We start from the raw sequence: 23,496 nt of genomic DNA on the forward strand, positions 1-23,496 counted from the left end.
GAAAACGGACGGCATTTACGCCTGATATTGGCTATTTTATGGTCAACCCCGGCGTTGCCGGATGAATCGGCAGAGACCGGTAAATTGCTGGCTGTCTGAAAACGGCGTTTTTGCAGGGGCGACTAATTTGACAAATCTTTCTTCGTCTTCGCAGCGGTTCGGCATCGTCAGCAGATGCCTTGGCGGCATCCCTCGCACTTTTCCCTGACTCGCCGGAAGCCAGCCATCTGTTGACGCACTGTATCCCCCAAAAAGACGGTAAGCACCAGTCGCTGCGACAGCTATAGGCGCCACGGTGAGGATATGTTTGGTCATAACTTGATCGCGTATACGGCGGATTCTCACTGGTTGCAGGCTAATTCTTCCTTAGAACGTGGATTCAACCAATAACCGCAGTACCACTTATTACTGCGATCTGTCGCTGGCTTTTGCCGATCACACGCAAAGCCTAGATCTGGTATCGTTGTGCTTGGGTCAGTTGTCGGTACTTCATCGCTGCTTCACTTTGACTGGTAAAGTCTGTGACGGTACCGGCGACGGGCACTCTCGCATCTACTTGGTTAAGCCAAAGTGCTGCAGTTATTATCTTAATTCACAGTTTCAGCTCGATAAAGCCTAGCTTGGCATTGCCAAGCTAGGTCGATAGGCCTGCTTGGAGAATGTTGATGAGGATCCCTAGTGCTGTAATTGCGATTGGGTTCGCAGTTTCTATGCCTGCACTGTCGGAGCCCTATGCTGAATGGGGGGTTTTTGCCGATGGCTCTCCGCTTGAGGATTTTAGTTCTGGGGATGAGGTGCCCGAGGCCTCCGAAGTTTTTTTTCCGCCTCCGCCTCAAGGTGTTTTTGTGGGTACAACCGTCGGATCAGGTAGTTGTTTAATCATTATGAGATCCAAGCGTTCAGTAGAAGATGTGTGCAAGTTTTATGGGGAGAAATTGATAGGGGCGGGATATCAGAGGGTCAAAAGCGCCGAGGTGAAAGGGGGGGCGAGCTGCGCAATATATAAAGATGGTAATGCTGGCCACCAAGGTATTGGTGTTCAAGTATATAAAGATGAAGATCGGTTGATGGTGATAAATGGAGCTACCTTAATAATCTTGAGTTACAAACCCATGGCACATGATGATTGTAATGATTAGTTATTAATGTAATTGAGTGTTTAATTAGGCTGTCTGGCCTATCGCTTCCAAGAAGACCTATCTTCGAAACACACTTAGTGAGTAGCTGGGGCGAAGCTTCCATATGGGTGTGAATGGGTTTGTGACTTGGCTTTGGGATTTAAAAAAGCCCAGTTGAGACCTACTTTTGGCGAATACGGCAACTACGTATATTTTGACAAGGCACTGATTTTTAGGTTTTTTCATCCCTATCCTTGGCAACAAGTTGCCCGGCGTACATAAATTAACCAAAAAATGGCGAATTTTTGCTTGAGGGGGACTGGGTTGGTGTGTAGAGTTTCGACCGTACAGCGTGCCGGGACGGTGCGCATATGGAGTGTACAACGCTAAACGGAGTTAGGAGTCCTCATGGCTAAGGAAGGTTCCGTTGCGCCAAAAGAGCGCATCAACATCAAGTATATCCCTGCAACTGGCGACCAACAGGCGGAAATGGAATTACCGCTGAAAATGTTTGTGGTCGGTGACTTCAAGGGACACCCCGAAGAAACCTCGCTCGAAGAACGTCAGAGCATTTCCGTCGACAAGAACAACTTCCAGTCCGTGATGAAAGAAGCGGGTCTGAAACTGTCCACGACGGTATCCAATCGCCTCGAAGACGACGCCGACGACCTGCCGGTCAACCTCGAAATCGGCAGTCTTTCCGACTTTTCCCCCGACAGCATCGCCCGCCAGGTGCCTGAGCTGCGCAAGCTGATCGAGCTGCGTGAAGCGCTGATGGCGCTGAAAGGCCCGCTGGGTAACGTGCCGGCGTTCCGCACCAAGCTGCAGGAACTGCTCGACAACGATGAAGCCCGCGAGAAGCTGCTGGCCGAGCTGGAGCTGGCCACGGGCGAAAGCGAGCCGGAAGCCGGCTGATTCGAGCCGACGTCTCACTGAACCGGCGACCGGACTGAATCCCCCAATCGCTGACCGCAGGATGCGGGCAGGCCGGCTCGCCTTTATCCGAAGACCCAATACGTACTGAAGGGATGTGGTATGTCTGATACAGCTGTACAGCAGTCCGCCGCGACCGAAGCCGCCGAGGGTTCCCTCCTCGATCAGGTCATGGCCAACAGCCGGATGCAACCGGCGGATGAAGGATACGATGTGGCGCGCCGAGGCGTCGCGACGTTTATTGCCAACCTGCTGAAAAGCGATGAGAAAGGCCAGCCGGTCAACAAGGCCCTGGTGGACCAGATGGTAGTCGAGCTCGATCGCAAGATCAGCGCGCAGATGGACGAAGTCCTGCACGCCCCGGAGCTGCAGGAGCTGGAATCCTCCTGGCGCGGCCTGAAGCTGATGGTCGATCGCACCGATTTCCGCGAGAACATCAAGGTCGATATCCTGCACGCCACCAAGGCGGAACTGCTGGAAGACTTCGAGTTTGCACCGGACGTCACCCAGACCGGTTTCTACAAGCACATCTACGCCAACGGCTACGGCCAGTTCGGCGGTGAGCCGGTCGGCGCCGTGGTGGGCAACTACGCCTTCACGCCGTCCTCACCGGACATGAAACTGCTGCAGTTCGTCTCCTCCGTCGGCGCGATGGCGCACGCCCCGTTCCTGTCGTCCGTCGCACCGACCTTCTTCGGTGTGGACAGCTTCCAGGAGCTGCCGGCGATCAAGGAGCTGGCCGATGTCTTCGAAGGTCCGCGCTACGCCAAGTGGCGTTCCCTGCGTGAGTCCGAAGACGCCCGTTACCTGGGTCTGACCGCGCCGCGCTTCCTGCTGCGCACGCCGTACGACCCGGAAGAGAACCCGATCCGCAGCTTCAACTACAGCGAGGACGTCAGCGGTGACCACGAGCACTATCTGTGGGGTAACACCGCCTACCTGCTGGCGACCCGTCTGACCGACAGCTTCGCCAAGTACCGCTGGTGCCCGAACATCATCGGCCCGCAGAGCGGTGGTGCGGTGGAAGACCTGCCGGTGCACCTGTACGAGTCCTTTGGCCAGCTGGAAGCCAAGATCCCGACCGAGGTGCTGATCACCGACCGTCGCGAATACGAACTGGCGGACGAAGGCTTCATCGCCCTGACCATGCGCAAGGGCAGTGACAACGCGGCCTTCTTCTCGGCCAACTCCGTGCAGAAACCGAAAGTGTTCCCGAACACCAAGGAAGGCAAGGAAGCCGAGACCAACTACAAGCTGGGCACCCAGCTGCCGTACATGTTCATCATCAACCGCCTGGCCCACTACATCAAGGTGCTGCAGCGCGAGCAGATCGGTTCCTGGAAAGAACGTCAGGATCTCGAGCGCGAGCTGAACACCTGGATCAAGCAGTACGTGGCCGACCAGGAAAACCCGCCGGCGGAAGTTCGCAGCCGTCGTCCGCTGCGCGCCGCCCAGGTGACCGTGGCTGACGTCGAAGGCGATCCGGGCTGGTACCAGGTTTCCCTGGCGGTCCGTCCGCACTTCAAGTACATGGGTGCCAACTTCGAGCTGTCTCTGGTGGGACGCCTCGACAAGGAGTAAGTCGTGAGCTGGGACACCGGTGACCACGGTGTTCAGGCCTCTCGGGGCAGCCTGTTCGAGCGACTCGATCAGGCTGCCCAGCCCGCAGGGACTGCAATGGGCGAATCCACCGGTGTGGTGGACTCCATCAAACGGCATCTGGTTCGGCTGCTCAACGCCCATCCGGGCAACAGCGCCAGTGCACCGGCCCTCGGGCTGGTGGACTTCAACGATGCCACCCTCGGCACCCAGGACCTGAACATCCGGATCCGCAGCGCGATCCGGCATTGTATCGAGCACTACGAACCGCGCGTGAAGCGCGTCGATGTGGCGACACTGCCGGACGACTCGGACCCGTTGCAACTACGCTTCCAGGTCACCGTCCACCTGCGCGTGGATGACGTCGAAGAGCGAGCCACGATCGATCTTCTGTTGGACGACAAACGCTATTACCGCGTGGTGTAACGTCGTGAAGTTAAACAGATTCTATCGGGATGAACTGAATTTCCTGCGCCTGCAGGGGCGCGAGTTTGCCGAGGCCCACCCTCAGCTGACCCGCTTCCTGTCGGAACAGAGTACCGATCCGGATGTGGAGCGCCTGCTGGAAGGCTTCGCATTCCTGACCGGGAAACTGCGGGAAAAGGTGGAGGACGAGTTCCCGGAGCTGACGCACTCGCTGCTGAACATGCTCTGGCCGAACTACCTGCGCCCGGTCCCCAGTGCCACCATCATGCGCTTCGATCCGCTGCTGCACGCCATCAGTGAGAAGCAGACGATTCCCAGCCACACGGAAGTGCGCAGTGGCATGGTGGGCGATCGGCGGGGCCAGACCCAGTGCCGTTTCCGCACCTGCCGGGACATCGCCATGTACCCGATGACCCTGGCGGACGCTCATGCCGAGCTGTCCCGGGAAGTGTCGGCGGTGGAGCTGAGCCTGGCGATGCACACCGACCAACCGCTGTCGGAACTGGGCATGGACAGCCTGCGCTTCTACCTGGGCGGCGATACGTTTACCGCGCAGACGCTTTACCTGTGGATGAACCACTGTCTCGAGGCCGTTGAGATGGAGGTGGATGGCAAGGTGATCCGCCTGCCCAAGGACAGCCTGCGCCAGGTCGGGTTTGCGGCCGAGGACGCGATGCTGCCGTACCCCAAGAACGCGTACCCGGGCTACCGCATCCTGCAGGAGTACCTGAGTTTTCCTGAATCCTTCCATTTCATGGATCTGGTCGGCCTGCAGAAACACCTGCCGGCGATCCAGGTGGACGAGTTCAAGCTGCGGTTCCATTTCAACCGGACGCTGCCGCCGGATGCCAAGGTTCGAGCCGAGAATTTCCAGCTCTACTGCACCCCGGCGATCAACCTGTTCAGCCACGAGGCCGAGCCCATCGACCTCAACGGCCGGCAGACCGAATACCGCATGCAGCCCTCCAGCCGCTTCGTGTCCCACTACGAGATTTTCAGTGTGGACCAGGTGGAAGGCTGGCTCGACAACCCGGTCGGGCGGGAGCGGGGTGAGCCGCGCCTTTACAGTGCGTTCGAGAGTTTTCAGCACCAGATCGAGCGCGATCGTAACCGGACAGCCCTGTATTACCGGGTCCGTGTGCGCGAGAGCGTGCGCGGCGACGGCTTCGATCACTACATCTCGTTCGTACGCGGTGACGAACAACTGTGCCTCAATCAACACGAGGCCATTTCGGTGACCGTCACCTGCACCAACCGTCAGCTACCGAACCAGCTGGCGATCGGGGATATCTGCGAGGCGACCCAGAGCACACCGGCGTTCGCCACCTTCCGCAATATCACCCGGCCGACGGCGACGCTGCGGCCCACACTGGATGGCAGCCTGCTGTGGACCCTGGTGTCCAACCTGTCGCTGAACTACCTGTCCCTGCTGGACGTGGACGCCCTGCGCTCGGTACTGCGGGTGTATGACTTCCGCGCCCTGGTGGATCGCCAGGCGGAGCGGGTGTCGCAGCAGCGGCTGGCGGGCATCCAGAAGATCGACACCCAGCCGGTGGATCGCATGTATCGTGGCCTGCCGGTGCGGGGCATCCAGTCGACGCTGACGCTGGACCAGCAGTCGTTCGCCTCGGAGGGCGATCTCTACCTGTTCGGCACAGTTCTCAGCCATTTCTTTGCGCTTTACGCGAGTATCAATGCGTTTCACCTACTGGACGTGGTGAATTCCGAAAACCGGGAGCGGTACACATGGACGTTACGGACCGGGCAGCAGCCCCTGATGTAGCCGGCCTACAGCCCGTCCTGGGGAACGCGCGCCGCTACAACTTCTTTCAACTGGTCGACCTGATCCATCGCCTGCACGGCGACGATCTGGAGCGGGCCACCGACGATGCGCCGCAGCATGAGCGGATCCGCTTCTCGTCGGCTGCCGGCCTGGGTTTCCCGGCCAGCGACGTGCTGTCGGCCGGGCTGCCGGAGCACGAGTACGCGCCCTACCAGATGGAAGTCAGCTTCCTGGGCCTGCACGGCTCCCAGTCGCCGCTGCCGGGTTACTACCTGGAAGAGCTGGCCTGGGAATACGGCCAGCAGTCGGGGCTGCGGCGTTACTTCCTGGATTTCTTCAACCACCGGCTGGTGACCCTGTTCCACCGGGTCTGGCGCAAGTACCGCTACTACGTGCGCTTCCAGCCGGGCGCCAGCGACGCCTTCTCCGAGCATGTGTTCTCGCTGGTGGGCCTGGGCGACAGCGACCTGCGCGGCGATACCCCGATCAACTGGTCGAAGATGCTCTCCTACGCCGGCCTGATGGCCGGGCGCAGTCGCTCGCCGGAGGTGGTCAGCGGCATCGTGGCGCACTGCTTTGATCTGCCGGATGTGGAGATCGAACCCTGGGTCCTGCGCAAGGTGGCCATTCCCGCCGACCAGCAGACCCAGCTGGGCCGGGCCAACGGTTGCCTGGGTCAGGAAACCCTGGTGGGCGACCGCATCCGCGACCGCAGCGGCAAGTTCATCCTGCGGCTCAAGAGCCTGAGCCGCGAGCGTTTCATGGACTTCCTGCCCAACGGCCAGGACCACCAGAGCCTGGTCAAGCTGGTCGAGTTCAGCATGCGCGAGCAGCTGGCCTTCGACCTTGAACTGGAAATCCGGTCCGACGACGTCGAACCCATGCAACTGGGCAAGGATGTCCGGCTGGGTTGGACCACTTTCGTTAACCCAACGCCGGGCGTGCCACAGCAGGCCGTCCGTCTCCAGATCCGGCGGTGAATTATGGACACAGCAACCAAGACACGCCTCAGACTGAGCATTTCCAACCCCGCGGACGTCGGCGTCAGCTCTGACCTGGGCTGCGACTTCGGCGAACGCGGCGGTTCCATTGGCTCGGCGGACAGCGACACCTGGCGCTTGTCGCCGCACCGCACCGGCGTGCTGCCCGGCCATACCGAAATCCGCTGGATCGACGGCCACTACTGCGTCATCGACCGCTCCGGCCGGACCTACGTCAACAGCGGCAGTATGCCGGTGGGCCGTGGGCGTCGGGCCCGGCTGATGGACGGCGACCGGCTGCGGGTGGGCAACTACCTGCTGTTGGTGGACCTGATCGAAGGCGACGAGCCCACCTCGATTCCCCTCGACCAGGCGGCGGACGATCCCACGCTGGTGAACGCGCCGGAAGGCGAACTGGCGGAATACGAGCCGGAAAAACCCCAGCGGGCCAACCCTCTGGATCACCTGGACCCGACTCCGACCGAGCGGGAACAGCGGGATCCGATGGACGGCTTCCGCTATCAGGACCGGGACCTGGCCGCCGAGCAGGAACGCAAGCTGCTCGACGACGATCCGGAGTGGTACGGAACACCCCCGGAAGCCAGCGACCCCTACATGGACGAACGGGAGCGGGCCCTGCGCCTGCCCGTCATTAACGGAGGACAGCGGCGCATGGACGACGACCGCACCGATATCAGCCGTGGCGACGCCACGGAGCATAGTCGACAGCACATCAGTGGCGCGCCGCTGATGCGCGGACTCGACAGCGACATCCGCTTCGACAACAGCGACGCCATGCAGGGCTTCCTGGAAGAAGCCGGTCGCACCATCAAGGCCACGATCCAGGGACTGCTGGACCTGCACCAGCGGGAAGACAGTCGCCACCAGGCGCTGCGCACCCGCCTGCAGCCGATCGAGGACAACCCGCTGCGACTGGGCCAGGACTACGGGCAGGTGATGGACACCCTGTTCGCGGGTGAACGCAGCCCCGTGCACCTGTCCGCCCCGGCGGCGGTCACCGAGAGCCTCACCGGCCTGCGCCACCACCAGTTGGCCACCCAGGCGGCCATCAGCGAAGCACTGGACGCCATCCTGCATGCCTTCTCGCCGGACAACCTGTTGAAGCGTTTCCACGGCTACCGCCGGTCCCTGAAACCCGGCGAGAGCGAGCCGGCCTGGGCCTGGGAAATGTACACCCATTATTACGAGGAGCTGAGCTCCAGTCGCCAGCGCGGCTTCGAGCGTCTGTTCGCCGAAGTGTTCGAGCAGGCCTACGACCACCACCTGAGAAAACTGCAGCGGGAGGCCAACCTGTGAAAATCGCCCACTCACTCCTGTTACTGGCCATGATCGGCCTGACCGGCTGCAGCGGCCCCTTCAAGGCCGTGTCCAAGACCGCCCAGGTGGTCTGGGATCCGGACATCCCGGTGGGTGAACCGGAAGACCGGCCTTCGACGGTGGACCTGGCGATGCTGGCGGAGCCGGACATGAACCCGAACGACGCCATGCAGCCGGCCCCCATGAACTTCCAGATCATCCAGATGGAAGACAGTTCCATGATGCTGGCCGCGGATTTCGACCAGATCACCGAGGATCTCGAAGACGCCCTGGGCGCCAACTACATCGACCACAGCGACTATTCGATGGTGCCGGGCCAGTTCAAGTACATCGAACCGTTCGAGATTGATTCGGACACCCGGTACATCGGCGTGGTGGCGTTCTATGCCTTTCCCAACGAGTCCCAGTGGAAAAAGGTGGTCAAGGTGGAGCCCGAAGGCGGCCAGTACCACATCCTGGTGAACCTGCGGGAACGCGAAGTCATGATGCAGAAGGCGGACAAGTAAGTATGTCGGGACAAAATCGCGTGGTCTGGAGTGACGGGCTGTTCATCAAGCCGCAGCACTTCCAGCAACAACAACGGTACCTCGAGCAGCAGATCAACGAGCGGGCCTTCGCCGTGTCCGACTACCTCTATGGGTTCGGCGACCTGCAGCTCAACGACGAATACCTGAGCTTCGGCCGCATCGGCCTGGTGCGGGCCAACGGCATTTTTCCGGACGGCACCAGCTTTAACCTGCCGATGGAAGACGCCATGCCTGAGCCGCTGGAAATCACCGACTCCTCGGTGGCCAACCAGGTGGTGTACCTGGCTCTGCCGCTGGGTTCGGACAGCCTGCCGGAAATCGAGTGGCCGGAATCCGGCGTGTCGGCGCGCTTCCTGGCGGCCACCCAGGACATTCGCGACCTGCACTCCATCGACGGTGACCAGCACTCGATCGACATGGCCAAGGTGAAGCCCTGCCTGATGCTGGAGCGCGATGACCGCAGCGCCTACGCCGCGCTCGCCATCGGCCGCATCCTGGAGAAGCGCCCGGACGGCAGCCTGGTGATGGACGCCAGCTTCATGCCCACCATGCTGAGCGTGCGGGCGGCTCCCAAGCTGCAGCGCTTCGTTGGCGAAATGGCCGGCCTGATGCGTGAACGCGCCAAGAACATTGCCGAACGGGTGGGATCGCCCAACCAGGGCGGCGTCGCCGACGTGTCCGATTTCATGCTGCTGCAGATGCTCAACCGGGCCCATCCCCGCTTCATGCACCTGGCGCGGGTGCGTCAGCTGCATCCCGAGCGGCTCTACGAGGCCCTGCTGGAGCTGTGCGGCGAGCTGGTGACCTTCACCGACGAGAACCGCCTGCCCAGCGAGTACACCCCCTACGATCACGACCTGCCGGAGGCCTCGTTTGCGCCGCTGATGCAGGTGCTGCGCCAGTCCCTGAGCACGGTGCTGGAGCCGCGCGCCATGGCGATCCAGCTGCAGCAGCGCCAGTACGGCCTGACCGTGGCGCCGATCCAGGACAGCCAGCTCATGGGCCAGGCGGAATTCATACTGGCGGTGCGCGCGGACATGCCGACGGACGACCTGCGCAAGCAGTTCATCCAGCAGTGCAAGGTGGGTTCGGTGGAGAAAATCCGCGACCTCATCAGCCTGCAATTGCCGGGCGTGCCGCTGGTCCCGCTGCCGGTGGCACCGCGCCAGCTGCCGTACCACGCCGGCTTTACCTACTTCCAGCTCGATGCCCGCAGTCAGGCGTGGCAGATGCTGGACAACGCCAGCGGCTTCGCCTTCCACGTGGCGGGCGATTTCCCCGGCATCGAGATGCAGTTCTGGGCCATCAGGAGCTAGATCATGGACGATTCCAGCGCAGTGGCAGCCCCGCAGGAGGATTCCTTCGGCAAGCTGCTGTTTGACGACAACCCCAATAGCGAAGTCACCGCCGACGAGACCTTCCGCCTGCGGGGCTACGAGAACAATCGCCTGGTGGACGCCGCCATCCCGCTGCTGGGCCTGGTGATCCGGGTACGCCGGCTGGCGGATTTCAATCGCGTGCCCCAGCTCTACCAGCAGGTGGTGGACGAGATCACCGACATCGATCGCGAGCTGATCGAGCAGGGCTACGAACGCCCGACGGTGGTGGCCTACCGCTACGTGCTCTGCGCCTTCATCGACGAGGCGGTGTTGGGCACGGACTGGGGCGCCCACAGCGCCTGGTCCCAGCAGTCGCTCCTGTCCCGGTTCCATAACGAGACCTGGGGCGGGGAAAAGGTCTTCGCCATCCTCTCGCGGATGGAGCAGGAGCCGGACCGCTACCGGGACATGCTCGAGTTCATCTACGTGGCGCTGTGCCTCGGCTTCGAGGGCCGCTACAAGGTGATGGAAAACGGTCGCGACGAATACGAGCGCATCATAGCCGGCCTGCATCGCCAGATTGCCGACCTGCACGACGAGGAAACCCCGGAAACCCTGGGTAACGCGCTCGAGCACGTTACGCCGTCGCGCAACCGCTTCCGCACCGGCCTGCCGCTGTGGAGCATCTTCGGCGTGTTCGTGGCCGCCATGGTCACCGTCTACACCCTCTACGACATCGCACTGGATAAGCGCATCAAGGACGTGCTCAGTGTGCTGGCGCAACTCCCGAATTAGGACAAGGAGAGCACATGCTTCGGGTTGAATTACCGGCGCTGATCGGGCGCCTCAACGAGATTTGCCGTGAAGGCCTGGAAGCCTCCGCGGCCCTGTGCATTGCCCGTCAGGGCGCCGAGATCATGCCGGCGCACCTGCTGTTCAAGCTGCTGGAAACCCCGTATTCCGACATCCGCCTGATGCTTGACCAGGCCGGAATCGATCACATGGTCCTGCAGCCGCTGGTGGGCGAGAGCCTGGAAGGCGGCCCGCAGACCGCCGACGCCTATCCGTCGTTCTCGCCACTGCTGATCGAACTGATCCAGGACGCCTGGCTGCTGGCCTCCACGGAACTGGAGCACGGCCAACTGCGTTCCGGCGCGATCTTCCTGGCGCTGCTGCTCAACGCCGACCGCTACCTGATGCCGCGTGTGGCCCGAGAGCTGGACAGCCTCAACCGGGAACACCTCAAGCGCCAGTTCGCCACCATCACCCGCGGCTCCATCGAAGAGCCGGTCGCGGAGAGTGACGGCGGCAAACCGGCGGCGGTGGCGGCCGACGAGTCCATGCTCAGCCGCTACGCGTCGGACTTCACCGAGCGGGCGCGCAACGACGAGCTGGATCCGGTGCTGTGCCGGGACGCCGAGATCGACCAGATGATCGACATCCTCTGCCGTCGCCGCAAGAACAACCCGATCGTGGTGGGCGACGCCGGCGTGGGCAAAAGCGCCGTGGTGGAAGGCCTGGCTCTGCGCATCGTAGCGGGGGAAGTGCCGGATCGTCTGAAAGACGTGGCCCTGTGGGCGCTGGACCTGGGCGCCATGCAGGCCGGTGCCTCGGTAAAAGGTGAATTCGAGAAGCGGCTGAAAGGCGTGATCGAAGCGGTGAAAGCCTCACCGACGCCCATCATCCTGTTCATCGACGAGGCCCACACCCTGATCGGTGCGGGCAACAGCGAAGGCGGTTCCGACGCCGCCAACCTGCTCAAGCCGGCACTGGCCCGAGGCGAGCTCTGCACCGTCGCCGCCACCACCTGGCGCGAGTACAAGAAGTATTTCGAGAAGGACCCGGCCCTGAGCCGGCGCTTCCAGCCGGTGGCGCTGGGCGAGCCCACGACCGAACAGGCGGTGCACATCCTGCGTGGCCTGCGGCCGGTCTACGAGAAAGCCCATCAGGTGCTGATCGATGACTCCGCGCTGACCGCCGCCGCGTCCCTGTCCGCCCGCTACCTGGCCGGACGCCAGCTGCCGGACAAGGCGATCGATGTGCTGGATACCGCCGCTGCCCGCGTCAGTCTCAACCTGAGCACCCCGCCGCGCCGGCTCAGCCACGTGCGCAGCGAACTGCACCAGCTGCAGATGGAACACGAACTGCTCGAGCGCCAGAGCCACCTGGGACAGGACACCGATGCCCAGCGCACGAGCGACGTCACCACCCAGGTCGCCGCGTTGGAAGCGGAAGCCGCCGAACTGCAGGAACGCTGGGAAAACCAGCGGGCTCTGGTCGCCCAGCTGATCGACGTACGTGAGCGTTTGCTGACCCCGGAAGCGCCGAAATCCGAAGGCGAGACGGCAGAAGAGGCTGAAGGCGAAACGGTGGATGCGAATACGCTGCGCCAGGAAGCCGCGGCCCTGCAACAGGAACTGGACCAGCTCCAGGCGGACGAGCCACTGGTACACGCCCTGGTGGACACTCGCCAGATCGCGGAAGTCATCGCCGACTGGACGGGTATTCCCGTCAACCGCATGACCGCTGATGAGCTGCAGAAGATCACTCATCTGCCGCAGCACCTGGAAGCTCACATCAAGGGCCAGGATCCGGCGATTGCCGCGCTGCACCAGCACCTGCTGACCGCGCGGGCCGACCTGCGCCGTCCGGGCCGGCCGATGGGTGCCTTCCTGCTGGTGGGCCCGTCCGGCGTGGGCAAGACCGAAACCGTGGTGCAACTGGCGGATCTGCTCTACGGCGGTCGTCAGTTCCTGACCACCATCAACATGTCCGAATACCAGGAGAAGCACACCGTTTCGCGCCTGATCGGCTCACCGCCGGGCTACGTCGGCTTCGGCGAGGGCGGCATCCTGACCGAGGCGATCCGTCAGAAGCCCTATTCGGTGGTGTTGCTGGACGAGGTGGAAAAAGCCCATCCGGAAGTGCTCAACCTGTTCTACCAGGCCTTCGACAAAGGCGAGCTGGCGGACGGCGAAGGCCGGCTGATCAACTGCCAGAACGTGGTGTTCTTCCTCACCTCCAATCTGGGCTACGAGACCATCGTCCAGCACGCCGAACGTGACGGCGAGTTTGACGCGTCGGCCCTGGACGACGACCTCTACCCGGTGCTGGCGGACTTCTTCAAGCCGGCGCTGCTGGCCCGCATGGAAGTCGTGCCGTACCTGCCGCTGGGCGAGGGGACGCTGGACCGCATCGTCGGCGACAAGCTGGCACGCCTGGCGGACCAGATCCGCGATCGCTACCGCACCGAGGTGGTGCTGGAAGACGGCCTGGTGGCCGCAATCCGCAGTCGCGCCACGCGCAGCGAGAACGGTGCGCGCATGCTGGAATCGATCATCGAAGGCGAACTGCTGCCGCCGGTCTCACTGGCGCTGCTGGAAAAACTCGCGGCCCGGGAAACGGTCAGCGAGGTCCGGCTGGGCATCGCCGATGGCCGCTTCACTGGCACCGTAAGCTAAGGACGCACTATGGGACGGATGCAGATGGAACTGCACACCGGGATCGACCTGGCGGTGGAACTGCTGCGCCAGCCGGATCGGGCGGCGCTGCTGGGCTGCGCCACCGCCCAACTGGAACGGGCATTTGGCCTGAGCCGGAGCTGGGTACTGGAACTGGATGCCAGCGGCCGCACGTTGATTTGCCCGGCGCTGGACGCGGACCTGCGTTTCGAGTGCGATGACTTCTCGCACCCGTTCGCCCACGTCCTGCGCGAGGGCAAGGCCCGCGCGCTGTCGTCTGTGGCCTGCGCCCGGCTCGATCACGCCGGCCTGAGCCGCCTGTTCGACGCCAGCCGGGGCGCGGATTCCATCTGGATCCAGCCATTGAAGGCGGACAACAAACGAACCCTCGGCATGCTGGTGCTCTGTGGTCTGGATCCCGCCTGGGACGACATCGTCGGCCAACCGCTGTACGACGGCTTGCTGGCCTTGATCGGCCTGCAGTGGGCGGCCCATCGGGACCGGGACGACCGACTCTGGCAGCAGCGCCTGCTGAGCCGCTCGCTCAGCTCCCTGCGCGACACCGAGACCGAACGCCAGAAAAGCGATCTGTTGGCCCGGAGCCTGGTCGGACAGTCCCGACCCATGGCCGACCTGCGCGCCCAGGTGATCCGTGCCGCCGGCAGCCAACTGTCGGTGCTGGTGCAGGGCGAGACCGGCTGCGGCAAGGACCTGGTGGCCCGTGGTATCCACGACTTCTCGGCACGCAGCGACGGGCCGTTCATCGTGGTCAACTGCGCCGCCATCCCCGACAGCCTGCTGGAAAACGAACTGTTCGGTCACACCAAGGGGGCGTTTTCCGGCGCGGACGCCGCCAAGCAGGGGCTGCTGGCCCAGGCCGACGGCGGCACGCTGTTCCTCGATGAAATCGGCGACATGCCCATGGCGCTGCAGTCCAAGCTGCTGCGTGTACTGGAAACCCGCCAGTTCCGGCCTCTGGGCGCCCGCGAGGAGGTGCATTCCGATTTCCGGCTGGTGGCCGCCACGCACCAGCCGCTGCAGACCCGCATCAAGGACGGCGACTTCCGGCGCGACCTGTTCTACCGCCTCAGCCAATTCCCGGTGCGGGTCACGCCGCTGCGGGAGCGCACCGAGGACCTGGAACAGCTCTGCCGCCATTTCATCCAGGGCTACCGCGAGCGGGAAGGCCGCGGACCGCTGGGCATCAGCAGCCACGCGTTGGAATACCTCAAGCAGTACGCCTTTCCGGGCAACGTGCGCGAACTGCGCAACGTGATCGAATTCGCCTGCGTGCAGACCCCGGAGCAGGAAGACATCCAGGCCGAGGACCTGCGGCTGGATACCCTGGCCAATTGGGAAGACACCACGGCCGACGAGACCGACGGGGCGGCTGTCCCGCAGCCGGGCGTGCCGGTGTTGAACGACATCGACGACCTGCGCGCAGCGGCCCAGGCGTTCGAAGCCGCGGTGATCACCGCGCGACTGCGCCAGTACGGCGGCAACCGGGCCCAGGCGGCGGAAAGCCTGGGCTTGCCCAAGCGCACGCTGGCGCACAAGTGCCAGAAGTTCAATGTAACGGAGACAGGATAATCATGCGTCAGCGTTTTTTATGGGCCGTTATCGCGCTGGTCGCGTGGTCTGCACAGGTTCACGCCAATAGCGCAGAGACGCTGGCGGCAGCGGAAGCCTGCACCCAGAAAGTGGCTCGTCTGGAGCGCCTGGCCTGCTTCGATGCGGTCTTCGGTACGCCGGTCCGCACCTTGGCAGAACAGGCCGCCGCGGAACCGGCGGCCAAGCCGCTGGCCTGGCAGGCCGCCTACGACCAGGAGGCACGACGTACCCCGGAAGACGGTGCGCTGGAAGGGCAGGGGGATGCCGGTTACCTGGTGACCGTGCCCGCGCTGGGGGCGGTGCCACCGCGACCGCTGCTCACGGTGCGTTGCGACAACGACATCACCCGGTTCGCCGTGATGCTGCCGAAGGCCACCTCCGCCGAGCGAGTGTCCCTTCAGCTCGACACCGACGGCCGCACCCAGTCCCAGACCTGGCGCGTGCGGGACGAGGGTTATGTGGTCAGTGGCGGGCGCGGCCTGCCGGCCATCCGCACCCTGCGCGGACTGGTCAATGCGAACCAGCTGAGTCTGCAGGCGGATGAAGGCGCTCTGGACGGGCTGATGTTTGACCTCAGCGGCTTCCGTAAGGCGCTGGAACCGCTGCGCGACGAGTGCGGCTGGTAATCGATCAAGGACGACACAGGACGTAGGCGAGCATGCAGGCAGTCGAACAACATCCATACGTTGAACAGGTGCTCTCGCCACTGGCGGGTGAATCGCCCCAGGGCAGCAAGCTGGAGGAAGATCCGACGCTGGAATTCCTCGACAACGAAATCATGAAAATGGGCTCGCTGGCCCATGGCGACATTGATTGGGGCAAGGTGGAGCAGGAGGCCCTGCGCCTGCTGGCGGACATCACCAAGGACCTTAAGGTGCTGGGCTTCCTGTTGCTGGCCCTGCAGCGCGGCGGCAGCGGCGAGCGCTTTGCCCTGTCGATCCACCTGCTGTGCGAAGTGATGCAGGGCTGGTGGCAGGACGCCTGGCCGTATCCGGGGGCCAAGGGCGCCCGCCCGCGCCGCATGCTGTTCGGCCAGATGATGCAGCGCGCCGGCGCCGAAGTGACCCGGCTCAGCTTTGACAGCGGCTTGGGCGACGGCCGTCAGTTTTGCCTGGATCAGCTGGACCGCCTGCTGGCCCTGGCCGAGGATGAGTCGCTGCCCACCGAGGCCGTTACGGACCTGCGCCACGCGGTTAATAACCTGCCGGAAGTGGGGCAGGTGCGCGAGGAATCGGCCCCGGCGGCCAAGCCGACCGAAGCGCCCGCGCAGCGGTCTACGACGACCACGTCCAGCAGCGCCTCGTCGGGCGGCCTGGGTCACCTGACCCTGGACCCCAAGGACGAACGCGCCACCCGCCAGAGTCTGCTGCGGGTCGCCGATTTGCTGACCGATCTGGATCCCGGCTCACCGCTGGGCTACCAGATCCGTCGCTTCGCCATCTGGCACAGCATCACCACCACGCCGCCGGCCCGCAAGGGTGGGCGTAGCGATCTGGCGGCGGTCAGTTCGGACCGGGTCTCCGATTACCGCGAGAGCCTGGGCCGGGGCGCGGACATGACGCTCTGGGGTCGCATCGAGCAGAGTCTGTCGGTCAGCCCGTTCTGGCTGGAAGGTCACTACCTGAGCGCCCAGGCGGCGGAGCAGACCGGCCATCCCAAGTGCGCCGAGGCGATCCGCACGGCCCTCAAGGAGTTCGTCGAACGGCTTCCGGCACTGGCCGACATGACCTTCTCGGACGGCTCGCCGTTCCTGCCCAAGCCGGTACGTGAGTGGTTGCTGACCAGCAGCCCGGGCGGTGCCGGCAAGCAGGCGCGGGGCGCCGACTGGCAGAAGGCCTACGAAACCGCCCAGGACGTCCTCAAACAGGACGGTCTGGCGCCGGCGATGAAATTGCTGGAAGACGGCCTGGCCAAGGCCAAGGAACCGCGGGCCCAGTTCTACTGGCGCCTGATGAGCGCCGAGCTGCTAAGGGACAGCGGCCTGAAAACCCTCGCCAAACAACAGGTGGGCGACCTGCGGGACCAGACCGTCGGCCGCACGCTGGAAGACTGGGAACCGTCGCTGGTGGCGCATCTGGAGCGCCTGTCGTGACGGCACCGACACGCAAGCTGGACACCGTTTTAACCGGGGGCATCGCAACGCCACCCTTCAGGGAAAGCAGGAAGTAAAGGCATGGAAATCCGAAGCACGCTAATCAAGATCGGCAAGAAGCTCTGGCCGTTTATCCGTACCGGTGGCCCCATTGTGCTCGCCCTGGGGTTTGGTTTGCTGGTGGCCGCCATATGGTGGCTGGGGCCGACCTGGGAATGGCGCGGCGAGGTGCCGCTGGCCAACTGGCAGACCCGCGCCATGGTGACCCTGGGGCTGGTCCTGCTGGTGGCCGTATTCTGGGGCTGGATCCTGTCCCGTCGCCTGAAGAAGGTGGACAAGGCCCAGGCCGAGGCGCGCCAGGAAGAGGAAGACCCGATCCTGGTCTACGAGCGGCGCCAGACTCGGCTGCTGAACCGCAACCTGTCGTCCCTGCGCAACAACATCCGCGGGCGCAACGGCATCTACCGGCTACCCTGGTACCTGGCCATGGGCCTGGAAGGCGCCGGCAAGACCAGTCTGGTGCAGCGCTCCGGTCAGACCTTTACCCTGACCAACGTCACCCGCAACCGCCAGACCGAGCGCAACCCGCTGGGCTTCGAGTGGTGGATCAGCGACGACGCCGTCGTGATCGACCCGGACGGCGAACTGCTCAGCCAGGACAGCGGCTCCGCCAACGGCGGCAGCTTGCAGGAGCGCCTGTGGAAGCACTTCATCGCCTGGCTGGAAGAACATCGCCCGCGCAGGCCGCTGAACGGCGTGATCCTGACCATCGACCTCGCCTACCTGAGCTCGCTGGGCGAGGCCGAGCGCCGGACCCAGGCGGTGCTGCTGCGCACCCGCCTGCGGGAGCTGATGGAGCAGATCGGCTCGCGCCTGCCGGTGTACGTCAGCTTCACCAAGATGGACCTGCTGCACGGCTTCACCGCGTTCTTCCGCAAGCTGAACAAGGCCGAGCGGGAACAGCCGCTGGGCTTCACCTTCGAGCTGGAATCCCTGCAGGACCCGGATCAGTGGCTGGACCAGTTCGAGGCGGCGTTCCACAAGCTGGTGGATCAGATCAATGTGCGGGTCCCGCAGCTGCTGTCCGAGAGCCGTGATCCGGAAGAGCGGGCTGCGATCTATTCCTTCAGCCGCCAGGTGGCCGGTCTGATGCCGGTCACCCAGCAGTTCCTGACGGAAATGCTGGCGGCGGATGCCTTCTCCACACCGGCCCTGGTGCGCGGGGTCTACTTCACCTCCGTCTATCAGGAAGGGGTGCCGGAAGACGCGTTCATCTCCGCGACCGCTCGCCACTACGGGCTGGCGGACGCCATCCAGCCGGCCCAGCGCAGCGGCCAGTCCATGACCTTCTTCAGCGAGCGGCTGTTCCCGGAAATCATCTATCCGGAAGCCGGGCTGGCGGGGGACAACGTGCGCGTCACCAAACAGCGCCGTCGCGCCATGGCCACCGCGGCTGTGCTTGCGGTCGCTGCCGGTCTGGGCATGACCGCTGGCTGGCACCATTACTTCATCAAGAACGCCACCGCCGCCCAGCAGGTAGAGAACCGGGTGCACGGCTTCCTGGACGACTGGCAGCCCACCGGCATCGGCCAGACCCTGGATCCCACCGGCCGTAACCTGCTGGCGCCGCTGAACCAGCTGCGGGACGCCACGTTGGCGTTCGGCGACTACCGCAACAAGTGGCCGGCGGTCAGCGACATGGGGCTCTACCAGGGTGACAAGGTGGGCCCGGAAGTCGATAAGTCCTATCTCGACATGCTCTCCTACCAGTTCCTGCCGGCACTGATGGAAGGGGTCATGGACGAGATGAACCAACTGCCCGATGGCAGTGCCGATCGCCTCGCCCACCTGCGGGTGCTGCGCATGCTGTACGACGCCAGCGGCCGTCGCAACGACATCGTCATGGATTACATGTCCCGCTACTGGCAGTCCCAGTATCCCGGCCAGCGTGCCGTGCAGGAGCGCCTGCTGCAGCACCTGGAATACGCCATGAACTACACCGACCTCGCGGACCGCCAGGCCCGGGGCGACATCGCCGCCGATACCGCGCTGGCGCCGTTCCAGAACAGCGTGAAATGGGCGCAGAAGGAACTGGGCCAGATGGCCACGCCGGATCGCGTCTACGACCAGCTGCGTCATCGTGGCCGGCGTGACCTGGCGGCGCCGCTGGACCTGAAAGGCAAGGGTGGTCCCGCGTTCCAGCTGGTGTTCACTGAAATCGACGACCACGACAAGCCGGTGGATAACGTCATGAACGCCGATGACGATCCGCTGCAGATCCCGCGCATGCTGACCAGCGACGGCATGAAGCACTACTTCGTACGGGAGTCCGAGCAGGTCACCGAACTGGCCCTGGTAGACGCCTGGGTCCTGGGTCGCCGCAACGATGTGGACTTCAGCAAGGCGGACGAACAGCGCCTGCAATCGGAGCTGCGTAGCCACTACGCCGAGGATTACGCGAAGACCTGGCGCGGCGCTCTGAACCATCTGGCGATCCGCGACTTCCAGGACCTCAACGACGGCGTCCGCGTGCTGGAAAGTCTGACCGGCACCCGCGAGCCGCTGGTGGAACTGCTGGAATCGGTCAAGGCCAACACCCAGCTGTATCCCTCCCAGGCCGACCAGCCGGAAGAGGCCCGCGAGGCGCTGGAAAAATCGCCGGCGTACCGCATGGCGCAGGACATCGAGCAGCAGTTCGGCGGCATTAACGGCCTGTTCCAGAAGGAAGGCGACACGCCCTCGCAGATCGAGGAGATCCAGACGGTGTTGCGTTCGCTGCACGACTACCTGCGCGGCATCCAGGAATCCCCGGACAGCGGCAAGGCGGCCCTGGCCGCAGCCCGCGACCGGCTGACCCTGGAAGGCGCCGACCCGATCTTCACCCTGCAGCGTATGGCCCGCACCATGCCGACGCCGGTCGACCGCATGCTCAACAAGGTCGCCGCGGAAAGCTGGCGCGTGGTACTGGACAAGGCCATCGCCCAGCTCGAGCGGCAGTGGTACGACGAGGTCTACCAGCCGTTCCAGCAGAGCCTGGCGCGCAACTACCCGTTCAACAGCAACGCCGGTCGTGACGCGGCCCTGCAGGACTTCGAGCGCTTCTTCGCGCCGGACGGCATCCTGGATACCTTCTACAAGAACAAGCTGAAGCTGTTCCTGGAAGACCATCCGGAGCACATCGCCCTCAGCAAACGGGCCACGTTGATTCGTCGCGACGTCATGACCGCGCTGGATCAGGCCAAGCAGATCCGGCAGGCGTTCTTCACCCGCAACGGCAGCCTGGACGTGGAGTTCGCGCTGGAGCCGGTGAACCTGTCCGCCAACAAACGGCGCAGCGTCATGAACATCGACGGCCAACTGGTTGAATTCAGCCACGGGCCGCGGCAGAGTATTCCGCTGATCTGGCCGAACACGCTGCGCGACACTGTCGAGAGCGAAGTGACCCTGGTGCCGGTGGAAGTGAACCGCTCACCCCGCAGCCGCATTGCGCGTGGACCCTGGGCATTCTTCCGGTTGCTGGACAAGGCCGACATCACCGGTGTCAGCCCCAGCGCCATCGACGTGAAATTCCGCATCGATGACGGCAGCGTCCAGTACCGGCTGCACGCCGCCGGCAACGTCAACCCGTTCACCCAGCAGCTGCTGGCGGGTTACCAGATCCCGCGCAGCCTCTACTGAGGCGCGGGCGCTTGGCAACAGGTCGTATTGTGGGCCCGGCATGACCGGGCCACACTGCACGAAGAAACCGGCATTCCTTGTGGAATGCCGCATCAGGGAGAGACAACATGGGTAAGAAAGTTGTACTGCTGGGCGATATCGGCACCGATCATGAAGGCTACCCGCCCACGCCGGTGATCGCTGCGAGCAGCACCGTACTGATGGACGGCAAGCCGGTGGCCCGCCAGGGCGATCCACTGGCGCCCCACACCAAGCCCAACAGCGGCACCCATCCCCGCGCCATTGCCGGCGGCAATCCGACCGTGCTGGTGGAAGGCAAGCCCATTGCCCTGACCGGCGATGCGGTCACCTGCGGCGGTATCGTGATTGGCAGTGGGTCCGGTTCGGGCGGATAACGCCGTCGCGCTCGTGTTTGGGTAGTCGCCCGGCGTAGGACCGCGCCGGGTTGCAGGAAGCAACGCAGTACTGATCAAGGACGAATCACATGTCTCAGCCAACCGGCCTGCAGTTCACGGCCCGCCTCGGCACCCTGCCGGACGACACCTTCGCGGTGGTCGAGTTTGAACTCGAAGAGCACCTGTCCCGGCCCTTTACCCTGACCCTGAAGCTGGCCAGTGCCTTTGCGGATATTGCCGCCAGCGATGTGCTGGACAAAGGCGTGGAGCTGGTGGTCTGGCAGGACGGCCAGGCCCTGCGCAACGTCCAGGGGATCGTCACCGCCTTCAGCCGGGGCGACAGTGGCCACCGTCGCACCCGCTACGAAGTGGAAGTTCGACCCGCCCTGTGGCGCCTGGGGCTGATGCACAACAGCCGCATCTTCCAGCAGCAGACCCCGGATGTGATTCTCGGCACCCTGCTGGACGAGCGGGGCCTGGTGGACAAGACCTTTGATCTGAAGCGGACTCCGCAAGAACGGGAATACTGCGTCCAGCACCGGGAAACAGACTTAGCCTTTCTCCACCGCATTGCCGCCGAGGAAGGCTGGCACTACCGCTTCGATCCGACCACCGCCGGTCAGCCCATCGTGATCGCCGACCACCACCGGGATGCGCCCCAGCTCCCGGAAGTGGGCTACAACGCCACCTCGGGCGGTTCCCACAAGACCCCCTGTGTCTTTAAGTTCAGCTATCAGGAAAAAGTCTCCGTCGCCGGCGTGGCGATGAAGGACTACACCTTCAAGAACCCCGCCTACGCGTTGATGCACGAGGCCAATGCGGCCGACCTGGACAGCCAGCGCAGCGACTACGAACACTACGACTACCCGGGCCGGTTCAAAGGCGATGCCTCGGGCCAGCCCTACACCGAAGCCCGACTGGACAGCCTGCGCAAGGACGCCAGCCTCGGACGTGGCGAGAGCAACCGCCCGGACTTCAGTGCCGGGGCCAAGGTCACCCTCTCCGGACACAGCACCGACAGCCTCAACCGGGACTGGCTGATCACCACCGTCACACACACCGGCAAGCAGCCCCAGGCGCTGGAAGAGGAAGGGGGTTCCGAGCCCACCACTTACAGCAACACCTTCCAGAGTGTGCCGGGCGATACCGCCTGGCGGCCCGAGCCACCCCAACGCCCGATCATGGACGGCCCGCAGATCGCCATCGTCACCGGCCCCCAGGGCGAGGAGATCCACTGCGACGAGCACGGTCGGGTCAAGGTCCGGTTCCCCTGGGATCGGCGCCCGCGGCCAAGCGAGGTAGAGAGTGCCAAGAACGACGAGCACAGCAGCGCCTGGCTCAGGGTCAGCCAGGGCTGGGCCGGGGGCAGCTACGGCTTCATGGCGTTACCCCGCATCGGCCACGAGGTCATCGTCTCCTTCCTGGACGGCGATCCCGACCAGCCGATCATCACCGGGCGCACCTACCACGCCACCAACACGCCGCCCTACGCGCTGCCGGAGCACAAGACACGGACCACCCTGAAAACCCAGACCCACAAAGGGGACGGCTCCAACGAACTGCGCTTCGAAGACGAGGCGGACAAGGAACAGGTCTACGTCCACGCCCAGAAGGACCTGGACCTGCTCACCGAGAACGACCGCACCGAGGTGGTCCATAACAACAGTCACCTCACCGTCGACAACGACCGCTACGCCCACATCAAGGCCAACGACCACAGCACCATTGATGGGGAGAAGCGAGAGAAGGTGGGCCAGGACCACAGCTTCGACGTCACCGGAACGATCCACCTCAAAGCCGGCACCGCCTGGCTCAGCGAATCCGGCCAGGAACTGCACATCAAGGCGGGCCAGAAAGCCGTCATCGAAGCCGGCGCCGAAATCACCCTCAAAGGCGGCGGCAGCTTCGTCAAGATCGACCCCAGCGGCGTCGCCCTGAGTGGGCCGGCGATTAACCTTAATGCCGGTGGCTCGCCGGGGAGTGGGTCGGGACAGGGGGCGAAGGCGCCGGAGGCGCCCCAGGCGTTGGCTGCCCATACGGGAGAGAAGGTTGAGCCCGCTGTATTGGCTGAAACCGCCCAACGAGCCGAGGCCAAGCCGGTCGTTACCCACCGTCTGAAACAGGGACGAATCCAGCGGACGGCGTTGGTTGAACAGTGTCAGGAGCAGCCTGATGGCACCTGCCCGCTGAGCGATTGCCCCTGTGGCAAGTCGGCCACCGCGTAACCGGTGATGAC

Annotated in this window: 17 protein-coding genes; all 17 read left to right on the plus strand. The window is 64.0% G+C overall.

Annotated elements, in window-relative coordinates:
* The first annotated feature begins 710 nt into the window (after nt 1–710).
* The 17 genes from J3364_RS10740 (at nt 711) to J3364_RS10820 (ending at nt 23,485) form a co-directional block, all read left to right on the plus strand.
* Nucleotides 711–1,139: a hypothetical protein gene (locus tag J3364_RS10740; protein WP_349558353.1), complete on the plus strand. Its 429-nt coding sequence runs from the start codon at nt 711–713 to the stop codon at nt 1,137–1,139.
* A gap of 387 nt (nt 1,140–1,526) precedes the next feature.
* Nucleotides 1,527–2,033, plus strand: a complete 507-nt coding sequence (tssB, locus tag J3364_RS10745; protein WP_123636584.1) for a type VI secretion system contractile sheath small subunit — start codon at nt 1,527–1,529, stop codon at nt 2,031–2,033.
* 120 nt (nt 2,034–2,153) lie between these two features.
* Nucleotides 2,154–3,632, plus strand: a complete 1,479-nt coding sequence (gene tssC / locus J3364_RS10750; protein WP_349558355.1) for a type VI secretion system contractile sheath large subunit — start codon at nt 2,154–2,156, stop codon at nt 3,630–3,632.
* 3 nt (nt 3,633–3,635) lie between these two features.
* Entirely contained in the window at nt 3,636–4,076 is a 441-nt protein-coding gene (tssE, locus tag J3364_RS10755; RefSeq protein ID WP_123636582.1) for a type VI secretion system baseplate subunit TssE, read from the plus strand.
* Nucleotides 4,077–4,080: 4 nt separating this feature from the next.
* Complete coding sequence (gene tssF, locus J3364_RS10760) at nt 4,081–5,859, plus strand: type VI secretion system baseplate subunit TssF (RefSeq protein WP_349558356.1); 1,779 nt, start codon at nt 4,081–4,083, stop codon at nt 5,857–5,859.
* Nucleotides 5,823–6,839 (plus strand): type VI secretion system baseplate subunit TssG, encoded by a 1,017-nt coding sequence (gene tssG, locus J3364_RS10765; RefSeq protein WP_123636580.1) that lies wholly within the window; start codon nt 5,823–5,825, stop codon nt 6,837–6,839. Before tssF ends, tssG begins: the two co-directional genes overlap by 37 nt.
* A gap of 3 nt (nt 6,840–6,842) precedes the next feature.
* Nucleotides 6,843–8,156, plus strand: coding sequence for a type VI secretion system-associated FHA domain protein TagH (gene tagH / locus J3364_RS10770; RefSeq protein ID WP_349558357.1), 1,314 nt, complete (start codon nt 6,843–6,845; stop codon nt 8,154–8,156).
* A complete protein-coding gene (gene tssJ / locus J3364_RS10775; protein WP_349558358.1) occupies nt 8,153–8,683 on the plus strand; it encodes a type VI secretion system lipoprotein TssJ in 531 nt (176 codons plus the stop codon). The genes tagH and tssJ overlap by 4 nt, the downstream gene beginning before the upstream one ends.
* A 2-nt stretch (nt 8,684–8,685) precedes the next feature.
* Nucleotides 8,686–10,020: a type VI secretion system baseplate subunit TssK gene (gene tssK / locus J3364_RS10780; RefSeq protein WP_123636577.1), complete on the plus strand. Its 1,335-nt coding sequence runs from the start codon at nt 8,686–8,688 to the stop codon at nt 10,018–10,020.
* A 3-nt stretch (nt 10,021–10,023) separates the two neighbouring features.
* On the plus strand, nt 10,024–10,818 hold the full coding sequence (icmH, locus tag J3364_RS10785; RefSeq protein ID WP_123636576.1) for a type IVB secretion system protein IcmH/DotU: 795 nt from the start codon (nt 10,024–10,026) through the stop codon (nt 10,816–10,818).
* A gap of 14 nt (nt 10,819–10,832) precedes the next feature.
* Complete coding sequence (gene tssH, locus J3364_RS10790; protein WP_349558359.1) at nt 10,833–13,484, plus strand: type VI secretion system ATPase TssH; 2,652 nt, start codon at nt 10,833–10,835, stop codon at nt 13,482–13,484.
* Between the two features lie 9 nt (nt 13,485–13,493).
* Nucleotides 13,494–15,074: a sigma-54 interaction domain-containing protein gene (locus J3364_RS10795; protein WP_349558360.1), complete on the plus strand. Its 1,581-nt coding sequence runs from the start codon at nt 13,494–13,496 to the stop codon at nt 15,072–15,074.
* A gap of 2 nt (nt 15,075–15,076) precedes the next feature.
* Nucleotides 15,077–15,721 carry a type VI secretion system-associated protein VasI gene (gene vasI / locus J3364_RS10800; protein ID WP_349558361.1) on the plus strand — a complete coding sequence of 215 codons (645 nt, stop codon included), beginning with the start codon at nt 15,077–15,079 and terminating at the stop codon, nt 15,719–15,721.
* Between the two features lie 32 nt (nt 15,722–15,753).
* The gene (gene tssA / locus J3364_RS10805) at nt 15,754–17,187 is read left to right on the plus strand and encodes a type VI secretion system protein TssA (RefSeq protein ID WP_349558362.1); all 1,434 of its coding nucleotides are present in this window, start codon (nt 15,754–15,756) and stop codon (nt 17,185–17,187) included.
* 81 nt (nt 17,188–17,268) lie between these two features.
* Nucleotides 17,269–20,865: a type VI secretion system membrane subunit TssM gene (tssM, locus tag J3364_RS10810; protein ID WP_349558363.1), complete on the plus strand. Its 3,597-nt coding sequence runs from the start codon at nt 17,269–17,271 to the stop codon at nt 20,863–20,865.
* A 107-nt stretch (nt 20,866–20,972) separates the two neighbouring features.
* Nucleotides 20,973–21,260, plus strand: coding sequence for a type VI secretion system PAAR protein (locus tag J3364_RS10815; protein ID WP_123636571.1), 288 nt, complete (start codon nt 20,973–20,975; stop codon nt 21,258–21,260).
* 89 nt (nt 21,261–21,349) lie between these two features.
* Entirely contained in the window at nt 21,350–23,485 is a 2,136-nt protein-coding gene (locus J3364_RS10820; RefSeq protein WP_349558364.1) for a type VI secretion system Vgr family protein, read from the plus strand.
* Nucleotides 23,486–23,496: the final 11 nt, after the last annotated feature.

Origin of the sequence: Marinobacter sp. NFXS9 (genome assembly GCF_040148665.1) — a bacterium.
Taxonomy (GTDB): domain Bacteria; phylum Pseudomonadota; class Gammaproteobacteria; order Pseudomonadales; family Oleiphilaceae; genus Marinobacter_A; species Marinobacter_A mangrovi.

Bases quoted from the DNA above. Each gene is read 5' to 3' on its own strand.
- J3364_RS10740 (WP_349558353.1), top strand. From the start codon at position 711: ATGCCTGCACTGTCGGAGCCCTATGCTGAATGGGGGGTTTTTGCCGAT.
- tssB (WP_123636584.1), top strand. From the start codon at position 1,527: ATGGCTAAGGAAGGTTCCGTTGCGCCAAAAGAGCGCATCAACATCAAG.
- tssC (WP_349558355.1), top strand. From the start codon at position 2,154: ATGTCTGATACAGCTGTACAGCAGTCCGCCGCGACCGAAGCCGCCGAG.
- tssG (WP_123636580.1), top strand. From the start codon at position 5,823: ATGGACGTTACGGACCGGGCAGCAGCCCCTGATGTAGCCGGCCTACAG.
- tagH (WP_349558357.1), top strand. From the start codon at position 6,843: ATGGACACAGCAACCAAGACACGCCTCAGACTGAGCATTTCCAACCCC.
- tssK (WP_123636577.1), top strand. From the start codon at position 8,686: ATGTCGGGACAAAATCGCGTGGTCTGGAGTGACGGGCTGTTCATCAAG.
- icmH (WP_123636576.1), top strand. From the start codon at position 10,024: ATGGACGATTCCAGCGCAGTGGCAGCCCCGCAGGAGGATTCCTTCGGC.
- tssH (WP_349558359.1), top strand. From the start codon at position 10,833: ATGCTTCGGGTTGAATTACCGGCGCTGATCGGGCGCCTCAACGAGATT.
- J3364_RS10795 (WP_349558360.1), top strand. From the start codon at position 13,494: ATGGGACGGATGCAGATGGAACTGCACACCGGGATCGACCTGGCGGTG.
- vasI (WP_349558361.1), top strand. From the start codon at position 15,077: ATGCGTCAGCGTTTTTTATGGGCCGTTATCGCGCTGGTCGCGTGGTCT.
- tssA (WP_349558362.1), top strand. From the start codon at position 15,754: ATGCAGGCAGTCGAACAACATCCATACGTTGAACAGGTGCTCTCGCCA.
- tssM (WP_349558363.1), top strand. From the start codon at position 17,269: ATGGAAATCCGAAGCACGCTAATCAAGATCGGCAAGAAGCTCTGGCCG.
- J3364_RS10815 (WP_123636571.1), top strand. From the start codon at position 20,973: ATGGGTAAGAAAGTTGTACTGCTGGGCGATATCGGCACCGATCATGAA.
- J3364_RS10820 (WP_349558364.1), top strand. From the start codon at position 21,350: ATGTCTCAGCCAACCGGCCTGCAGTTCACGGCCCGCCTCGGCACCCTG.